16 protein-coding genes are annotated in these 17,348 nt (G+C 71.6%); 4 read left to right on the top strand and 12 right to left on the bottom strand.

Going from position 1 to position 17,348, the window contains the following annotated elements; genetic code table 11:
* Positions 1-85: 85 nt before the first annotated feature.
* From egtD to KZQ38_RS10600, 6 genes are all read right to left on the bottom strand, one after another.
* Positions 86-1,060, bottom strand: a complete 975-nt coding sequence (egtD, locus tag KZQ38_RS10625; protein WP_219440697.1) for an L-histidine N(alpha)-methyltransferase — start codon at positions 1,058-1,060, stop codon at positions 86-88.
* A complete protein-coding gene (gene egtC, locus KZQ38_RS10620; protein ID WP_219441781.1) occupies positions 1,057-1,818 on the bottom strand; it encodes an ergothioneine biosynthesis protein EgtC in 762 nt (253 codons plus the stop codon). The genes egtD and egtC overlap by 4 nt, the downstream gene beginning before the upstream one ends.
* 1 nt (position 1,819) lies before the next feature.
* A complete protein-coding gene (gene egtB / locus KZQ38_RS10615) occupies positions 1,820-3,151 on the bottom strand; it encodes an ergothioneine biosynthesis protein EgtB (protein WP_219440695.1) in 1,332 nt (443 codons plus the stop codon).
* Positions 3,148-4,386 (bottom strand): glutamate-cysteine ligase family protein, encoded by a 1,239-nt coding sequence (locus KZQ38_RS10610; RefSeq protein ID WP_308258339.1) that lies wholly within the window; start codon positions 4,384-4,386, stop codon positions 3,148-3,150. Before KZQ38_RS10610 ends, egtB begins: the two co-directional genes overlap by 4 nt.
* A 159-nt stretch (positions 4,387-4,545) precedes the next feature.
* Positions 4,546-5,739, bottom strand: coding sequence for a PQQ-dependent sugar dehydrogenase (locus tag KZQ38_RS10605; protein WP_308258338.1), 1,194 nt, complete (start codon positions 5,737-5,739; stop codon positions 4,546-4,548).
* A gap of 37 nt (positions 5,740-5,776) precedes the next feature.
* On the bottom strand, positions 5,777-6,364 hold the full coding sequence (locus KZQ38_RS10600; RefSeq protein ID WP_219440690.1) for a DUF5753 domain-containing protein: 588 nt from the start codon (positions 6,362-6,364) through the stop codon (positions 5,777-5,779).
* A gap of 127 nt (positions 6,365-6,491) precedes the next feature.
* Between KZQ38_RS10600 and KZQ38_RS10595 the strand changes: the two genes are divergently transcribed.
* Positions 6,492-7,082, top strand: a complete 591-nt coding sequence (locus KZQ38_RS10595) for a TetR/AcrR family transcriptional regulator (RefSeq protein ID WP_219440688.1) — start codon at positions 6,492-6,494, stop codon at positions 7,080-7,082.
* A 77-nt stretch (positions 7,083-7,159) separates the two neighbouring features.
* Positions 7,160-7,579 (top strand): acyl-CoA thioesterase, encoded by a 420-nt coding sequence (locus KZQ38_RS10590; RefSeq protein ID WP_219440686.1) that lies wholly within the window; start codon positions 7,160-7,162, stop codon positions 7,577-7,579.
* A 3-nt stretch (positions 7,580-7,582) separates the two neighbouring features.
* Here the strand turns inward: KZQ38_RS10590 and KZQ38_RS37595 are convergent, their stop codons facing one another.
* Positions 7,583-8,815, bottom strand: coding sequence for a helix-turn-helix domain-containing protein (locus KZQ38_RS37595; protein WP_257901183.1), 1,233 nt, complete (start codon positions 8,813-8,815; stop codon positions 7,583-7,585).
* A gap of 90 nt (positions 8,816-8,905) precedes the next feature.
* Here KZQ38_RS37595 and KZQ38_RS10575 point away from each other — a divergent pair, with 90 nt between their 5' ends.
* Positions 8,906-10,069, top strand: coding sequence for a cytochrome P450 (locus KZQ38_RS10575; RefSeq protein ID WP_219440684.1), 1,164 nt, complete (start codon positions 8,906-8,908; stop codon positions 10,067-10,069).
* Positions 10,070-10,767: 698 nt separating this feature from the next.
* On the opposite strand, the gene KZQ38_RS10570 is transcribed toward KZQ38_RS10575, so the two are convergent.
* On the bottom strand, positions 10,768-12,243 hold the full coding sequence (locus tag KZQ38_RS10570) for a peptide MFS transporter (protein ID WP_219440683.1): 1,476 nt from the start codon (positions 12,241-12,243) through the stop codon (positions 10,768-10,770).
* A 178-nt stretch (positions 12,244-12,421) separates the two neighbouring features.
* Between KZQ38_RS10570 and KZQ38_RS10565 the strand changes: the two genes are divergently transcribed.
* A complete protein-coding gene (locus tag KZQ38_RS10565; RefSeq protein ID WP_219440681.1) occupies positions 12,422-12,955 on the top strand; it encodes a TIGR03086 family metal-binding protein in 534 nt (177 codons plus the stop codon).
* Positions 12,956-13,390: 435 nt separating this feature from the next.
* Here the strand turns inward: KZQ38_RS10565 and KZQ38_RS10560 are convergent, their stop codons facing one another.
* From KZQ38_RS10560 to KZQ38_RS10545, 4 genes are all read right to left on the bottom strand, one after another.
* The gene (locus KZQ38_RS10560) at positions 13,391-13,918 is read right to left on the bottom strand and encodes a DUF4262 domain-containing protein (RefSeq protein ID WP_219440679.1); all 528 of its coding nucleotides are present in this window, start codon (positions 13,916-13,918) and stop codon (positions 13,391-13,393) included.
* 495 nt (positions 13,919-14,413) lie between these two features.
* Positions 14,414-15,166, bottom strand: a complete 753-nt coding sequence (locus KZQ38_RS10555; protein ID WP_219440677.1) for a YebC/PmpR family DNA-binding transcriptional regulator — start codon at positions 15,164-15,166, stop codon at positions 14,414-14,416.
* An 18-nt stretch (positions 15,167-15,184) separates the two neighbouring features.
* On the bottom strand, positions 15,185-15,790 hold the full coding sequence (gene pdxT / locus KZQ38_RS10550; protein WP_219440675.1) for a pyridoxal 5'-phosphate synthase glutaminase subunit PdxT: 606 nt from the start codon (positions 15,788-15,790) through the stop codon (positions 15,185-15,187).
* 72 nt (positions 15,791-15,862) lie between these two features.
* On the bottom strand, positions 15,863-17,254 hold the full coding sequence (locus KZQ38_RS10545; RefSeq protein WP_219440673.1) for an amino acid permease: 1,392 nt from the start codon (positions 17,252-17,254) through the stop codon (positions 15,863-15,865).
* Positions 17,255-17,348 lie beyond the last annotated feature (94 nt).

Raw genomic sequence — 17,348 nt, 5'->3', positions numbered from 1 at the left:
CCCCTCGACACGGTGCCGTCAACGCGAGAGTCCCACCCGAAGGAGTGGAAAACATCCGCAGTTTGGATGACTCCTACACGCAGAGTCAGCCAACGACTCGGGCGAGTGACAACGCGAATCGCCCGGCCGAGTCCGTCCACCAGTGGTGGAGTTCGAACCCGGCGGCGGCCAGCTCGCGCTCCACGCCGTCCCGGCGGAACTTCGCCGACACCTCGGTCCGCAGCTCCTCCCCTTCGGCGAACTCGACGTCCAGGTCGAGCGCGGCCACGTGCGCCCGCACCGGGCGGACCGCCCGCAACCGCATCTCGATCCACTCGTGCTCGGCGTTCCACAACGCCACGTGCCGGAACGCGAGCGGGTCGAAGTCCGCGCCCAGCTCCCGGTTCACCACCCGCAGCACGTTGCGGTTGAACTCCGCCGTGACGCCACGCGCGTCGTCGTAGGCGCGCACCAGCACCTCGGGGTCCTTCACCAGGTCGGTGCCGAGCAGCAGCCACTCCCCCGGCTCCAGCACGTCCCGCACCGAGGCGAAGAACTTGTCGCGCTCCTCCGGGATCAGGTTCCCGATCGTGCCGCCGAGGAACGCCACCACGCGTGGCGACGCGCCGGGCAGCAGCCCCAGGTGCTCGGTGAAGTCGCCGACCACGCCGTGCACGCGCAGGCCGGGGTAGTCGGCGAGGATCTGCCGCGCCGCCTCGGTGAGCGCGCTGGACGACACGTCCAGCGGCACGAACTCGCGCAGGGAACCGTGCGCGCGCAGGGCGTCCAAGAGCAGCCGCGTCTTCTCCGACGAGCCGGAGCCCAGCTCCACCAGGGCGTGCGCGCCGGTCGTCGCGGCGATCTCGGCCGCACGCGCGTCCAGGATCTCCCGCTCGGCACGGGTCGGGTAATACTCCGGCAGGCGGGTGATCTCCTCGAACAGCTCGCTGCCCGCGGCGTCGTAGAACCACTTCGGCGACAGCCACTTCGGCCGCGCGGTCAACCCCGCCCGCGCCTCGGCGCGGAGGGCGATCGCCGCGTCCTCCGGCGTCAGGTGCACGTCCAGCACTGGCTCGGTCATGATCGTCCTATCGGTCGAACGTCCACTGTGGTCGCGTTGTCCGGGCCGAGCGCCGCCGTGACGACGTGCCCGTCGGGTATCTCCCGCCAGCGCGGGTCGTCGTCCAGCGGTTCGGAGGACACGGTCACCGCGCCGTCGCCGGAACGCACCCACAGCGAGTGCGTCCAGGTCGTGCCGACGAGCACGGAGCCGTTGGTGAGCAACAGGTTCAGCCGCGAGCCGGGCGCGGCGGCGGCCACTTCGGACACCACCGACGCGACGGCGTCGGCGGGTGGCCCCGCGGCCAGCCGCGCCCGCACCAACGCCCACAGCAGGGCGGTGTCGGTCGGCGCGTCCAGCGTCAGCAGGTCGGTGACCGGCAACGACTTCGCGAGGTCGGCCACCGAGCCCGGCCAGTCGGTGACCCGGCCGTTGTGGCTGAACAGCCACGTCCCGTCGGTGAACGGGGCGCACGCCGTCTCCACCACCGGCATCCCGACGGTGGCGGAGCGGACGGCCGCGAGCACCGCGCCGGACACGAGGACCCGGCTGAGCGCCGCCAGGTTCTCGTCCGACCACAGCGTCCCGGTCCGCCGGTAGCGCAGCGCGGGACCGCCCGGCGCGGGGTACCACCCCACGCCGTAGCCGTCCACGTTGACCGTGCCGCCGCCCCGCATGTCCGCCGGCGCGTACGACTGCCGCACCAACGAGTGCGGCGCGTCGTACACGAGGGCGGACACGGGCAGGGCGGGGCCCAGGTAACCCAGGTGGCGGCACACGTCAGGCCGATTCACCCGGGGACGCGTCCCGCGCGCAGCGGAACCCGGCGAAGATCTGCCGCCGGATCGGGTAGTCCCAGTTGCGGAACGTGGCCCGCACCGCCGCCTGGTCGCTGCCGAACGACCCACCACGCAGCACCTTGTACTCCGGGCCGAAGAACACCTGCGAATACTCGGCGTACGGGAACACCTCGAACCCGTGGTAACCGTGGAAGTCGGAACTGGTCCACTCCCACACGTCGCCGATGAGCTGGTGCACGCCCAACGGCGACGCGCCCGCCGGGTACGCGCCCACGGGCGCGGGCGACAGGTGCCGCTGGTTGAGGTTGGCGTGCGCCTCCGTGGGGTCCTCGTCGCCCCACGGGTAACGCCGCGACCGGCCCGACACCGGGTCGAAGCGGGCGGCCTTCTCCCACTCCACCTCGGTCGGCAGCCGCTTGCCCGCCCACTTCGCGTACGCCTCGGCCTCGTAGTAGCTGACGTGCACCACGGGCTGCTCCGGGTCGATCGGCGCGGTCACGCCGAACGCGGTGCGCGCCCACCGGTCCCCGTCGCGCTCCCAGAAGCGGGGCGCGACCAGCCCCGCCTCCCGCACGTGCGCCCACCCCGCGGCGGACCACCAGCGCGCGTCCGCGTAGCCGCCGTCGGCGATGAAGTTCGCGTACGCGCCGTTGGTCACCGGCGTGGTGTCGATGAAGAACGGCGCGGTGTGCTCCTGGTGCGCCGGCCGCTCGTTGTCCAGCGCCCACGCCTCCGTGGACGTGCCCATGGTGAACGGCCCACCGGGCACCAGCACCTCGGCGGGACCGGTCGGTCCGCCGGGCGGCGGCGGTGGCGCGTGCAGCACGGGCGGTCCCACGCGGAGCTGGTGCGTGGCGAGCATCGTCTCGTCGTGCTGCTGCTCGTGCTGCACGATCATGCCGAACGCGAACCCGCCGTCGAGCAGGCGACGGCCCTCCAGCGGGCTCGTCTCCAGGACGTCGAACACCTTCTCCCGGACCTCGCCCACGTAACCGCGGGCCTCCGCCGGTCCGAGCAGCGGCAGCTCCGGCCGCGCGGACCGGGCGTGCTTGAACGCGTCGTACAGCTCGTCGATGTCCTGCCGCACGGGCTCACGCCCGCCCACGTCGCGCACCAGCCACAGCTCTTCCTGGTTGCCGATGTGCGCGAGGTCCCAGACCAGCGGCGACATCAGCTTCGAGTGCTGGCGCACCAGGTCGTGGTCGTCGACGGCGTCGGTGAGCGCCCGGCTGCGCTCGCGGGCGCGGGTGAGCTGGGCGGCGACGCGGTCCCGGATCTCCTCCGTACCCGTGTTGTGGTCGATGCCGGTCATGAACGGCCCCCTCCGGTCTTCTCAGCGAGCGTGCGGTGCAGGTCCTCCGCGATGGCGTCGGTCTGGCCGACCGACAGGTCGGTGTTGCGCAGCGCCGCGCAACCCAGCTCGACCACGGCACGCGCCGTGCGGGCGAGCACCGGGTCGGCCAGGCCGTTGCGGGCCGCCGCGAGCCAGCGGCCCGCGGCGGGCTCGGTGGCCGCCAGCACCTCGTCCACCACGGCCCGGTCGCTGAACAACGCCGCCATCAGCACGACCGGCGGCAGCCAGCCACCGTCCGGCGGCGTGTCCAGGTACCGAACCTCCAGGTACCCGCGCGGTCGGACCGGCGGGAACTGGAGGGTGAGGTGGTAGTCGAGGTCGTCGGCGGTCGGCCGGGCGCCCAGCCCGCCGTCCACCCACTCCGCGAACGTGAGCGGTCGTGGCGGCACCCAGTTGTTGCCCGGTCTCCGCACCACGATCACCGGTGCGTCGACGACGCGCCGCGCCCACGCCTCCGCCGGGTTCGCGCACACGGCCGCGGGCCGCGTGCGCACCGGGTCGGTGGCGAAGAGCGTGCGCATCCGGGCGCTGGACCAGTCGGTCCGCCTGCCGCCGACGCCGGGCGAGTTCGCGAACAACGCGTTGAGCACGGGCCCGAGCGCGTGCACGGCGGCCCAGCGGGCGGGCAGATCGGATTCGTGGCCGAAGTCCAGGCACACCTGGAGCCCGGCGGTGCTGCACATCATCGCGATGCCCTCGGGCCCGACGGGCGCGAAGGCGTGCTCCATGGCGGCGTAGCGGGGTACCTGGAGCATCCGGCGGGGAGGGCGGAACGGGTCCGCGCCGCGGTGCCCGAGCACGAGGCCCGCGGGTTCCAGCAGGCCGATGAGGTGGTCGATGTCCGCCGCGACGGTCTTGAGCAGGTCCGTCAGCGAACCGCTCGGCGGCGTGGATATCTCGACCTGGCCGCCCGGTTCGACGGTGAGCGGCGTGCCGCCCGGCAGCGGGTGTTGCGGGCTGTCGGGCACCAGGGTCGGTGGTGCGTGTTTTCCCAGAGCCGCGGCGAGAGCGCTCGCGTCGAGCGGTTTCGCCGGGTCTTCCCGGTGGTGGACGGTCCATTCGAGTTCGACACCGAGCAGTCGCGGAGGCCCGTGCTTGAAGCAGACGGAGGCGACGTACGCCTCCGCTTCGGCACGGTCTCGGAAAACCGCCGGGGTCGGCCCCTGAGCCGGGGCACTACGTAATGCAGTCACTGTGCACACTCCCCGTGATCATCCTCGTCGTTTTTCGACGCTACACGGGGGGACCGACAGTCGCACCCAGTTGAAACCCTTACGGATCAGCGACATCCGGTGGTCACCGCACGTCCGCGGCGACGTCACGGGCCGTTCGGGCGAACGACCCCCCGGCGTTCACCCGCCGGAACCGCACTCCGGCCGGGGGTGCGCGCACCTGCCGCTGCCGCGCCGGTGTACGGCCGGGACCGTCCCCACCGGGAAACCGGTGGCGGGCAACCGGAACCAGTCGTCGTCCGGGTGGACGGCGACGTGCAGCACCCGGTCGTTGCCCGGTGTGCCGTCCTTGTCGCTCGACGTGGCCAGCCAGAGGTCGCCGTCGGGGGTCGCCTCGACCGTGCGCAGCCGCCCGTACCACCCCTGGAAGAACGCCCGCTCGTCGACCAGGTTCGACAGCGGGTCGATCCGCAACCGGTAGAGGCGCTGGCCCACCAGGGTGGCCACGAAGACGTGGTCGTCGACGATCGTCAGACCGCTGGGCGACGCCGCCGACGTGGACCACGTCCGCTTCGGCAGCACCGTGCCCGCGCAGTCGCCGGTGGTGCCCTGGCAGGCGGGCCAGCCGAAGTTGCCGCCCGGTTCGATCAGGTTGACCTCGTCGTGGTCGGCGTTGCCGAACTCGGACGCCCACAGCCTGCCCGCCGAGTCGAAGCCGAGGCCCTGCACGTTGCGGTGCCCGTAGCTCCAGACCGCCTTGCCGGGGAACGGGTTGTCCTCCGGTATCGAGCCGTCGGCGTAGAGGCGCAGGATCTTGCCCGCGTTGTTGTCCAGGTCCTGCGCGTACGCGTCGATCTGCACGTCTCCGGTGGACACGAACAGGTGGCGTCCGTCCGGGCTGAACCGGAGCCGGCCGCCGTTGTGGTAGCGACCCCTGGGCACGCCGGAGAACAGGGTGGTCCAGCCGGTGAGCGACTCGCCCTCCAGCGTGGCCCGCACGAGCCGGTTGCCGTCGGCCGCCGTGAGGTAGACGAACACGTGGTGGTCGTGGTCGAAGTCCGGCGACACCTCGATGCCCAGCACGCCGTCCTCGCCGCCGGTGCCCTCCGCGCCGGGCACCCGGCCGAGGTCGGTGCGCCCGCCGGACGGGGTGAGCCGGCGGACGGTCATCGCGTCCCGCTCGGTCATCAGCGCCGAGCCGTCCGGCAGGAACGCGATGCCCCACGGCATGTCCACGTCCTCCGCGATCGCGCGGACCTCGCCGGGCACGGGCACGCGGAAGAGGCCGGTGTGCTGCCGCCCGGCCGCGGCGGGCGCGGAGAGGACGACCAGCGCGGTCACCGCGGCGATCGCGCGCAGCGCGTTCCTGGTCACTGGTTCGCTCCCCGTCGTCGGAGGGGTGGTGCGCCCGTCACGCCAAGCGCTCCGCCCGCCGCTGGAACACCTCGCGCGACTCGGCCACCCCGAGCGCGCACACCCGCAGGACCTCCACCGCGGCCTGGTACCGCGCCACCACCTCGGGCCGCTCGGACAACGCCTCCACGTGCACCGCCGGACCGCCGACCGCGAACGAGAGCAGGGTGAACGAGCGCCGGAACGCGGCCCGCCCGCCCGCCGCGAACGGCACCAGCCGCACCGCGGGCCCGGCGCCGAGCCGGCGGAGCTGGTCCGCGAGCACCGCCGGGTCGCCCGACCACGCGTGCAGCACCGTCTCGTGCACGAAGAACTCGCACGCGGGCGGCAGGTGGCGGCGCAACACCTCCGCCCGGTCCGGGTCCGTGCCGAGCGACCGCGCGTACGCGGGCGCCTGGAGCAGCGCGGGCACGGTGAGGGTGTCGTACGCCGTGATCTCCGTCGCCCGGCGCTCGGCGGTGCTCAACGCGTCCGGGCCCTCCGGGTCGGCGGGGTCGTAGTGCGCGAGCCGCACCAGGTCGATCAGGTCGATACCCCGCCGCACGCCGCCCACCTGCGGGAGCGCGCCCGGACCGATGTCTTCCACGGTGCGCCACCGTAGTGACGCGCCCTCACCACTTCGAGCCGGAACGGGCGGAACCACTCCAAAGTGGACGTCCTCAATCCGTACGTACGGATTGGATTTCCACCGCCGGCCCTGGCAACATCGACCGGTGCCCAGGGTGAGCCAGGACCACCTCGATGCCCGCCGCCGCCAGATCCTGGACGGTGCACGCGCGTGTTTCGCACGCCACGGCTACGAGGGCGCCACCGTGCGCCGCTTGGAAGAGGCTACCGGCCTGTCCAGGGGCGCGATCTTCCACCACTTCCGCGACAAGGAGTCGCTGTTCCTCGCGCTCGCCGAGGACGAGGCGCTGCGGATGGCCGACGTCGTGGCGCGGCAGGGTCTCGTGCAGGTGATGCGCGACCTGCTGGCCGCGCCCGGACCGGACGCCGAGCACCCCGCCGACTGGCTCGGCACGCGGTTGGAGGTGTCCCGGCGGCTGCGCACCGACCCCGAGTTCCGCAACCGGTGGGCCGAGCGGTCGCGGCAGCTCACCGACGCCACCCGGCAGCGCCTCGCGCGCCAGCGGGAAGCGGGCAACCTGCGTGACGACGTGGACATCGACGTGCTGACCTCCTTCCTGGAACTGGTGCTCGAAGGGCTCGTGTCGCACCTCGCGATGGGCCTGCCCGCCGACGACCTGGAACCCGTGCTCGACCTCGTGGAGGAGACCGTCCGCAGGCACCGCCGGTCGAGCTGATCTTGCTGGTAGGCGGTTCGGGGTGACTGCGGTGCGCCGGTCGGGACACGACCGGGTGACGCCATAGGATCACCGGCATGGCTGACCCGCGTCCTGCCCATGTGCACCGGGTGCGGGTGCGCCCGGTCGACTGCGACCGCCAGGGGATCGTGCACGCCTCCCGCTACCCCGTCTTCTTCGAGGCGGCGATGGTGGAGGCGCTGCGGTCGCTGCTCGGCTCCTACCAGGAGCTGGAGAAGCACGGCATCGACTTCGTCGTGGCCGAGACGTCCGTCCGGTACCTCAAGCCCGCGCGGTTCGACGACCTGCTGCGGATCGGCGTCCGGGTCCGCTCGCTCGGCACCACCACGCTCACCATGGGCTTCGACGCGGACGTGAACGGCGTCCCGGTCGCCGCCGCGTGGACCCGGTACGTGGCGTTCGGGACGCCGGAGTTGCGGGGCACGCCCATCCCGGAGGACTTCCGCCGGCTGTTCCAGCCGACGCGCGGCCGGTAGGGCTCAGCGGGGCACGGCGTTGGGCGCCGCGTTGGGCTCGGCCACCGCGTGGCAGGCGGCGAACCCGTCCGCCCGCGCGACGATCCGCCCGTCGCGGACCCGGACCGCGGTCTCCGTCTCGTCGCTGACCGCCGGGACGCCCGCGGCGCGGGCGAACGCGCCCGTCTCGTCGCACACCACCCGGACGGCGGGGTGCGCGTGTGCCGGGAAGGCGCGGCGCAGCGGCCCGCACACGCCCGCGACGCTGAGCCGGGCCAGCGGCCCCAGCTCCGCCGGCCGACCGGTGACGATCACGACCGTGGTGGGCGCGTCGCGCCGGATCGCCTCCTCGGCGACGGCCAGGCGGTTGAGCCCGAGTACCGCCACCACGCCGTCGGTGGCGACGAAGGGCGAGTTGGTGACCAGATCCGTGGCCGCGGGCGGTGTCCACGGTTCGTCGGCGGTGCGGACGGGCGCGGTGTCGTCGGGCGGGGCCCAGTAGTCGTTCAGGGTCAGGGTCGCCAGGTGCTCGCACGCGCTGACCACGTCGTACGGCTGGAGGAACCCCGGCGCGGTGGCCGCCGCGTGGTGCGCGCCGTGCAGGGCGCTCAGGATCGCGGTCGCTTGGCGGACCGAGCGCGTGGGGGGGTCGCCGGGGCGGTTCGGGTGGGGCGTCAGGCGTTCCAGGGCCAGGCCGAGCAGGAGGGCTTGCAGCTTGAGCAGCTGCTCGTAGGGGCGGCGCAGGTCTTCGGCGGCCAGTTCCGGGAAGAGGTCGCGACCCAGCCACGGGTCGGTCGCCTGGGCGCTGAGCCACGCCAGGGCGAACTCGCCCAGGGCGGTGCCCGGCGTGCTCGATGAGGGGGTGCTCGGCGAGGCGGTGCTCGATGAGGCGGTGCTCGATGAGGCGGTGCTCAATGAGGCGGTGCTCAATGAGGCGGTGCTCCGTGAGGCGGTGCCCGGCGAGGCGGTGCTCCGTGAGGCGATGCCCGATGAGGCGGTGCCCGATGAGGCGGTGCCCGGCGAGGCGGTGCCCAACGAGGCGGGAGGGTGGGCCGCTTCCGCCTCGGCCGCGAGAACTGCCAGGTAGAGCGCCCGCTTGCCGGGGAAGTTCGAGTACACCGCGCCCCTGGTGAGCCCGACCCGCTCGGCGATCGCGTCGACCTTGGCATCCCGGAACCCGCGCTCGGCGAACTCCTCGCGCGCCGCCGCCAACACCCGGACCCGGTTGCGTTCCTGCGTTTCCGCCCTGCGCGCCATCCCTCTCCGCCCTTGCCGGCCGACCTCGATCAACGATAACGTCCACACTCAGATGATAAGAACATCTGGACAGAACATCTGGAGCACCGCGTGAACCTGCCCGTGATCGACCCCACCGACCCGGCCGTCCTGTTCGACCCGTTCACCGCCTACGGCAAGGCACGCGAGGAGAGCCGACTGGCGCGGATGCGCGTGCCCGGAATGCCCGACGCGTGGGTGGTCACCCGCTACGACGACGTGAAAGCCGTCCTCGGCGACGCGCGGTTCGAGGTCAACGCCGCGACCTTCCGCCGCCCGCCCGGCATCCCCGAGCACTGCCTGAAGTACATGCGCACCATGTCCGAGATGGACGGCCCCGAGCACACCGCCCGACGACGGCGGGCCGCGCCGGCGTTCACCGCCCGCCGCGCCGCCGACTTCCGCCCCCACGTCGAGCGGATCGTGGACGCGCTGCTCGCCGAGCTGCCGTCCGCGGGCGAGGTCGACCTCCTGGCCCGCTTCGCCCGCCCGCTGCCCATGGAGGTGATCTGCGCGCTGGTCGGCATCCCGGACGCCGACCGCCCGCGGTGGCACGAGTACGGCGCCGCCGTGGCGGGAGGGTTCGGGCAACGGCTCACGGCCGCCATCCCCGGTGTCGTCGAGGGCGCGCTGGCCGCCGTGGCGCGCCGCCGGACCGACCCCGCCGACGACCTCATCAGCGTTCTCCTCGACGCCGAGGAGGTCGCCGACGAGACGGAGCTGGTGACCCTCGTGTGGCACCTGGTGCTGGCCGGCCAGACCCCGACGAACCTCCTCGCCAACGCCGTGGAAGCACTGCTGACGCACCCGGAGCAGCTCGCGGCGCTGCGCGCGGACCCGGCGCTGCTGCCGCGCGCGGTGGAGGAGCTGACCCGCTGGGTCGGGCCGCAGCTGCTCACCGCACCGCGTTACGCCACCGAGGACGTGCCGTTCGCCGACCACGTGATCCGGCCCGGCGAACCGGTGATCACCGCGCTGGTGTCGGCCAACCGGGACCCGCGGGTGTTCACCGACCCGGACCGGCTGGACCTGCGCCGCCGGGAGGGCGGCCACCTCGGCTACTCGTTCGGGCCCCACTTCTGCCTGGGCGCCGGGTTCGCGCGGATGCAGGTGGAGGTCGCGCTGGCGGCGTTGCTGGAGCGGTTCCCGGGTATGGCGTTGGCGGGCACGCCCGAGCACGCGCCGGACGGGGGGACGTGGCGACTGGCCGCGCTGCCGGTCCGGTTGTCTTCCTGAGCCCTCGCCCGCCAACGTGGGCGCATGTCCCTGAAGAACGCAACGCTGTTGTTCCTGGCCCGGACCACCGTCCGGGCGCAGGCGTTACTCGGCGACCCCGCCGCGAGGCTGTTCGGGATGAGCCCCGATCGCGACCCCTACCCGGAGTACGAGGCCATCCGGGCACGTGGTGAGGAGCCGGATGGGTCTCCACCTGATGGCGTTCCACCGGCTCTGCGACTCGCTGCTGCGCGACCCCCGGTTCGGCGTCCTGCCCGCGGGCGAGCTGTCACCCGTGGACGCGACCACGGAACTGCTGCTGGTGGCCGGTTTCGAGACGACGGTGAACCTGATCGGCAACGCCGTGACCCGCACCGGTTCCGGCCGGGACGACCCGCGGGGCGCGAGCACCTGTCGTTCTCCGCGGGCATCCACTACTGCCTGGGCGCGAACCTCGCGCGTGGAGGGCGCGGCGGCGTTGCGCGGGTTGTTCCGGCAGGTTCCCGGACCTGCGGGCGGCGGGTCGGGTGCGGCGGCGGCCGTCGCGGGGCTGCCCGGTTCCCGGTCGCCACCGGAGATCACCCGATGGTGGAAACCATGGCTTGAACCGGCGAAACCATCAGGTGAACCACAGGAACGTCCGGCATCCTGTGGGGCACAGCGCGGTCGAGCCGCCGCACCGCCGCCGTGGCGGGTCGACCGCGCTTCCCGAGCAGGTGCTAGTCCACGCCGTGCATCAGCGCGCGAATCCGGTTCGCGCCCAGCACGAGCAGCACGCCGAGCACGATCGAGAGGCCGCCGAGCACGCCGAAGTACGCCTGGGCGTTCTCGTCGCTGTAGAAGCGGACGACGATCGCGCCGATGCCCTGGCCGGCGGCGGACGCGAGGAACCACAGGCCCATCGTCTGCGAGGCGAACGCCCGCGGCGCGAGCTTGGTGGTCACCGAGAGGCCGACCGGGGAGAGCAGCAGCTCGCCCGACGTCATCACCGCGTACATGACGATGATCCACAGGAACGCGGCACGCACCTCCGGGTCGCCGCCGCTGGCGATCATCAGCAGCACGTACGACAGGCCGACCAGCAGCAGCGAGATGCCGAACTTGCGCGGCGTCGTCGGCTGCCGCTTCCCGAGCTTCACCCACAGCAGCGCGAACAGCGGCGCGAACAGGATGATCATCACCGGGTTGATCGACTGGATGAACGACGGCGGGATGTCCAGGCCGAGGAAGTGCCGGTCGAGCCGGGTGTCCGCGAACGCCGCGATGACCGTCGCGCTCTGCTCGAACAGCAGCCAGAACATCGCGGCGGCGATGAACAGCGGGATGTACGCCGTCAGCCGCGACCGCTCCACCTTCGTGGTCTTCGGGCTGCGCATCATCACGACGAAGTAGCCGATGGGCAGCAGCACGGACGCGATGCTGATCAGGTTGATCACGCCCTCTGCGCCGATCACGCCGGTGGCGACGAGCACCCCCACCACGACGACGATGCCGAGGGTGACCGCCGTGATCCGGCCGAGCACGCGCCCGCGCTCCTCGGCGGGCAGCGGGTTCGGCGGCACGGCCGCCGAGTCACCCAGGTTGCGCCGCCCGAAGCGGTAGGCGACCAGGCCGAGCGCCATGCCCACCGCCGCCGCGCCGAACCCGAAGTGCCAGTCGACCTCCTCGCCGAGCCACCCGCACACCAGCGGCGAGAAGAAGCCACCGAGGTTGATGCCCATGTAGAAGATCGTGAACCCGGCGTCGCGGCGCGTGTCGTCCTGCGCGTACAGCCCGCCGACGACGGTCGAGATGTTCGGCTTGAGCAGGCCGGTGCCGAGGACGATCAGCAGCAGACCGGTGTAGACGCCGGTGAGGCCGATCGGCAGCGCGAGCGCGATGTGGCCGAACATGATCAGCACGCCGCCGTAGAAGACGGAGCGCTGCCCGCCGAGCACCCGGTCGGCCAGCCAGCCGCCCGCCACGCCGGACATGTAGACGGCCGCGCCGTAGATCGCCACCAGCGACAGGGCGAAGCTCTTGTCGAGGCCCAGCGCGCCTTCGGCCGTCGAGCGGTACAGGTAGTAGGCGAGGATCGCCTTCATCCCGTAGTAGGAGAAACGCTCCCACAACTCGGCGAAGAACAGCGTGGACAGCCCTCGGGGATGCCCGAAGAACCCCCGTTGGGGGGCGGAAGCCGCGCTCGTGGCGCTCACTGGTTCCTCCTGGTGTCAACGATGTCACCCGCGGCGTGCCGGGTCACGTTACGCCGTACGGGTGTACTGGATGAAATTCACGGCGGGCATGTGGCCGACCGCACACGCTCGGGGTGCGGCCCGGTGCGAGGTTTGATGCACTCGTGAGGTGGATTTGATCGAGGCGCACGGACGCGCGATGACGGAGTTCGACACCCGGGTGCGCCTCGTGCGCCCCGACCAGTGGGACTCGTCCACACCCTGCGCGGGGTGGTCCGTCCACGACCTGGTCGACCACCTGGTGCGCGAGCAGCTCTGGGCGCCCGAGTTGTTGGCGGGCTGCACCCTGGCGCAGGTCGGCGACCGGTTCGACGGTGACCAGCTCGGCGGCGACCCGCTGCGGTCGTGGGTCCTGGCCGCGGCGGCGGCGCGGGAGGCGTGGATCGCGCCGAACGCGCTGCTGCGCCACGTGGACCTGAGTTGGGGGAAGACGCCGGCCGTCGAGTACGGGTGGCAGATGACGCTCGACCTCGGCGTGCACGCGTGGGACCTGGCGCGGGCCATCGGCGCCGATGAGCGGCTCGACCCGGATCTCGCCGCGACGCTGCTGCGGTACGCCGAAGAGCGTTTCGACTCGTTCTCGGGGAGCGGGGTGTTCGGTCCGCCGGTGGCGGTGCCCGACGACGCCTCCGCGCAGGACCGGTTGGTCGGGATGCTCGGGCGTCAGCCGTGATCGTGTGGGTGTGTTGGTCAAGGTGGGTGGGGGTGCTGCGGTAGGGGGCGGGTGCTTCCGCGGTCAGGTCTGTCAGTGGTGCTGGGGCGTTGTGGTGCTGGGGTTGTGGTGCCGGGTGGCTGCTGGGCGCTTCTGCGCTGTACCCCGATTTGTCGCAGGAGAACCCAGCGGTTTTGTCGCAGGGGGGACCCATCCGAGGTCCCCCCTGCGACCTGTTCCTTGACCGCGGACGGGGCGCGTCCCGCGGCCAAGCCGGCACGTCCCGTCCCCGCGAAGCTCCCCGCCTTCACGAGAACGGGACGTGCTCCCCCTTGCGGCTGTGCGAAGTCCCCCGACGCTCGCACCACTACTTGATAGCGCGGTCCGGTTGTCCGGTGTCGACGGTGTTCGGGCTGACAACGATCGCCGGACAACCTCGGCGGGCCGACCTGCGGCTCAAGGCCCGTTGTGCCCCGGCGTCCAGCTCTCCGGCAGGCCGCTCTCGGTGAGCACCAGTTGCCAGTCCGCGAAACCGGCGGGCGCGTTCGGGTGCCACGGCCACTGGCCGTCGGCGGTCGGGATGATGATCTGCACGGCCGGGAAGTCGCCCTTGCCGTAGAGGAGGAAGGCGCTGCCGAAGAACTCCGGGTAGAAGCCCTTGAAGACCCGCTCGAAGGTGATCGGGACCCCGTCGAAGAAGTCGTGGTAGAGCTTGCCCGGGAGGAAGCGCTCGCCCCGGCTGGCGCGGTCCACGTAGGCCCGGATGAGGACCTGCGCCATCTCGGTCGGCAGGCCGAGCACCACCGCCTCCGCCACGCCGAATCTCCGCCACGCGCCCACGGAGAAGGAGTAACCCGCGCCCTCGGCGTCCTCGGGGACGGTGACGACCGCGTGGCCGTGGCGTTCGGCCTGGTCGAACAGCCAGTCTCGGAGGTTCGATTCCTGGGGGTTCAGCGCGGGACTCGACACCGGGCCATTGTGCATGGGGTGGGGGGTGGGGGTCGGGTGGGGCGGTGCAAGGACGGACGCTCGCCGCTTGGCAGGCCGCCAAGGATGACGATCAAAGGCGGGCTGCGTGTCATCCCCGTATGGCCTGGTCAAGACAACCACCCTCGTTCCCAGGGCGCAAACGAAGTGCGTGTTTGCGCCCTGGGAACGAGCGCGGTTCGCTGGCGCGCAGGCCATACGGGGATGACACGCAGCGGGGTGGGGTGTGCGGCGTGGCCGCATGGACCATTCCCCAACGTCCGTCCGACCCCGCCCGCCGGACTTGAGGCACCTGGCCGAAGCTGAGCGCCGGCACCAGCTTCGGTGCCGGCACCGGTCCGGGCGCCGGCACCGGTTCGAGCGCCGGCACCGGTTCGGGTACCGGCACCGGTCCGAGCGCCGGCACCGCTTCGGGTACCGGCTTTGCCGCTCCGGCGCCGGGTTGGCGCCGGGTTAGGCGCTCCGGCATCGGGTAGGCGCTCCAGCGCCGGGTTAGGCGTCTACTTCCGCCATGACCTCGTCCGAGACGTCGAAGTTGGCGTAGACGTTCTGCACGTCGTCGCAGTCTTCCAGCGCGTCGATCAGCTTGAAGATCTTCCGGGCGCCCTCGGCTTCCAGTTGGACGGAGACCGACGGGAGGAAGTTGGCTTCCGCGCTCTCGTAGTCGTAACCCGCGTCCTGGAGGGCCTTGCGGACTGCTACCAGGTCGCCTGCCTCGCTGACCACCTCGTAGCTCTCGCCCAGGTCGTTGACCTCTTCCGCGCCGGCGTCCAGGACGGCCATGAGGACGTCGTCCTCGGCCAGGTCGCCCTTCGGCACGATCACCACGCCCTTGCGGGTGAACATGTAGGAGACCGAGCCCGGGTCGGCCATGCTGCCGCCGTTGCGGGTCATCGCGGTGCGGACCTCGGAGGCCGCGCGGTTGCGGTTGTCGGTCAGGCACTCGACCAGCACGGCCACGCCGTTGGGTCCGTAGCCCTCGTACATGATGGTCTGCCAGTCGGCGCCGCCGGCTTCCTCACCACCGCCGCGCTTGCGGGCGCGCTCGATGTTGTCCAGGGGCACGGAGTTCTTGCGCGCCTTCTGGATGGCGTCGTACAGGGTGGGGTTGCCGTCCGGGTCGCTCCCGCCGGTGCGGGCCGCGACCTCGATGTTCTTGATGAGCCGCGCGAACAGCTTGCCGCGTTTGGCGTCGATTGCGGCCTTCTTGTGCTTGGTGGTCGCCCACTTTGAGTGGCCGCTCATTTCTCCTCCGTCTGGTGCTCAGCCCGCGGCACGGACCATGTCCACGAAATGGCGGTGCACGCGCCCGTCGCCGGTCAGTTCCGGGTGGAACGAGGTGGCGAGCACGTGCCCCTGCCGAACCGCGACGATCCTACCGGCGGCGTCCCCCGCTTCGGCGGATTCGGGGACCTTGGCGAGCACTTCCACGCCCTCCCCCGCGCTTTCCACCCACGGGGCGCGGATGAACACCGCGTGCACGTCTCCCACCCCGGTGAAGTCCAGCTCCGCCTCGAACGAGTCCACCTGCCGGCCGAACGCGTTGCGCCGCACGACGATGTCCAGCCCGCCCAGCTGGTGCTGGTCGGGCCGCCCGTCGAGGACCCGGTCGGCGAGCAGGATCATGCCGGCGCACGAGCCGTAGGTGGGCATCCCCTCCTTGATCCGGGCACGCAGCGGCTCCAGCAGCTCGAACGTCGCGAGCAGCCGGCTGATCGCCGTCGACTCGCCACCCGGCAGCACGACGCCGTCCACCTCGGCCAGTTCCTCGGGGCGGCGGATCGGGCGGGCCAGCACATCGGCCTCGGCCAGCGCCACGAGGTGCTCACGGACGTCGCCCTGGAGGGCGAGGACACCTACGACGGACACAGCTCGTTTCCTCCCTGGTGAATTACCCCATCAGCGTAGGTGAACGGTGCTGCTGCCGGTGCCGTGCGGTGGTCAGCGGCCCACTCGGGACGGGTGCGGGCGGACGGCTCGCCAGCCCGCGAACAGCACGACGGCCAGTACGGGGATGGACCAGAACGCGATGCGCTCGGCGGTGCCCGCGAACGCCATCAGCACGATGACCAGGGCGAGGAACCCGAGCGTCGCGTAACCCGTGTAAGGCGCGCCGGGCATCCGGTAAGCGGGCCTGGTGAGTTCGCCGCGCAGCGCGGCCTGCCGCAGCCTGAGCTGGCAGACGATGAGGGTCGCCCACGTCGCGACGACACCCAGGGAAGCGATCGCGATCGCGATGTCGAACGCCTCCTTGGGCACGATGTAGTTCAGCACCACGCCGGCCAGGTAGGCGACGGACGTGAACAGGATGCCGCCGTACGGGACGTGCCGGGAGTTCATCCGACCGGCGAACGCGGGAGCCTCGCCCTTCTGCGCGAGGGAGCGCAGGATGCGGCCCGTGGAGTAGAGGCCGGAGTTGCACGAGGACAGCGCGGCGGTGAGGACGACCGCGTTCATGACGTCACCGACACCACCGATGCCGAGCGCCGAGAACACCGTGACGAATGGGCTCTCGGCACCGCTGTAGAGGTGCCACGGCAACAGCATCGCGAGCAGCAGGACGGAACCGACGTAGAAGATGCCGATGCGGTACACGACGCCGTTGATGGCCTTCGGCAGCACTTCGCGCGGATTGGCCGTTTCACCGGCGGCGATGCCGACGAGTTCGATGGCGGAGTAGGCGAAGACGACTGCCTGGAGCGTCATCAGGGCGATACCGATCCCGACCGGGAACACACCGCCGTTGTCGAACAGGTTGTGCACGCCCGCTTGGTGACCGGAGATGTCCGCGCTGCCGATCACCAGGGCGAGACCGGTGAACAGGAACACGACGATGGCCGTGACCTTCACCACGCTGAACCAGAATTCCAGTTCGCCGAACAGCTTCACCGACAGGAGGTTGATGGTGACCAGCGCGCCGAGCGCGACCAGGGCGGTCACCCACTGGGGCAGGTCCGGCAGCCATCGGTGCACGTAGATGGCCACTGCCGTGATCTCGGCGATGCCGGTCATCGCCCAGTTCACCCAGTACATCCACCCGGAGGTGAAACCGGCCCACGGTCCGATGAACTCGCGCGCGTATTCGACGAAACTGCCCGCGGTCGGCCGGTGCAGCACCAACTCGCCCAGCGCGCGCATCACGAAGAAAGCGGCCACACCGCACGCGGCATAGGCGAGGACGAGTGACGGTCCGGCCTGCGCGAGCCGCCCACCCGCGCCCAGGAACAACCCGACACCGATCGCGCCGCCGATGGCGATCATCTGCACTTGGCGCTTCGTGAGCGCTTTGGTGTAGCCGTCGGCGTCCGGCTCCGTTGCCCTCTGCTCATTCATGGTGGCCGAACGTTAGTGGTTGTGGGTTTGCCCGCGTTTCATGCTTGAGGAAGATTTGATGTTATGAGTGTCACACGCGGTTCGGGTTTGCGCG

This window comes from Saccharothrix obliqua (assembly GCF_019375475.1).
In the GTDB taxonomy this organism is placed as follows: Bacteria; Actinomycetota; Actinomycetes; order Mycobacteriales; family Pseudonocardiaceae; genus Actinosynnema; species Actinosynnema obliqua.
The sequence above is the reverse complement of the archived record's forward strand: the minus strand, read 5'-3'. Positions and strand labels throughout refer to the sequence as shown.

Excerpts from the sequence above, each read along its gene's own strand:
- egtD (WP_219440697.1), bottom strand. The coding sequence starts at position 1,060 with ATGACCGAGCCAGTGCTGGACGTGCACCTGACGCCGGAGGACGCGGCG.
- egtB (WP_219440695.1), bottom strand. The coding sequence starts at position 3,151 with ATGACCGGCATCGACCACAACACGGGTACGGAGGAGATCCGGGACCGC.
- KZQ38_RS10590 (WP_219440686.1), top strand. The coding sequence starts at position 7,160 with ATGGCTGACCCGCGTCCTGCCCATGTGCACCGGGTGCGGGTGCGCCCG.
- KZQ38_RS37595 (WP_257901183.1), bottom strand. The coding sequence starts at position 8,815 with ATGGCGCGCAGGGCGGAAACGCAGGAACGCAACCGGGTCCGGGTGTTG.
- KZQ38_RS10565 (WP_219440681.1), top strand. The coding sequence starts at position 12,422 with ATGACGGAGTTCGACACCCGGGTGCGCCTCGTGCGCCCCGACCAGTGG.
- KZQ38_RS10560 (WP_219440679.1), bottom strand. The coding sequence starts at position 13,918 with ATGCACAATGGCCCGGTGTCGAGTCCCGCGCTGAACCCCCAGGAATCG.
- KZQ38_RS10555 (WP_219440677.1), bottom strand. The coding sequence starts at position 15,166 with ATGAGCGGCCACTCAAAGTGGGCGACCACCAAGCACAAGAAGGCCGCA.
- KZQ38_RS10545 (WP_219440673.1), bottom strand. The coding sequence starts at position 17,254 with ATGAATGAGCAGAGGGCAACGGAGCCGGACGCCGACGGCTACACCAAA.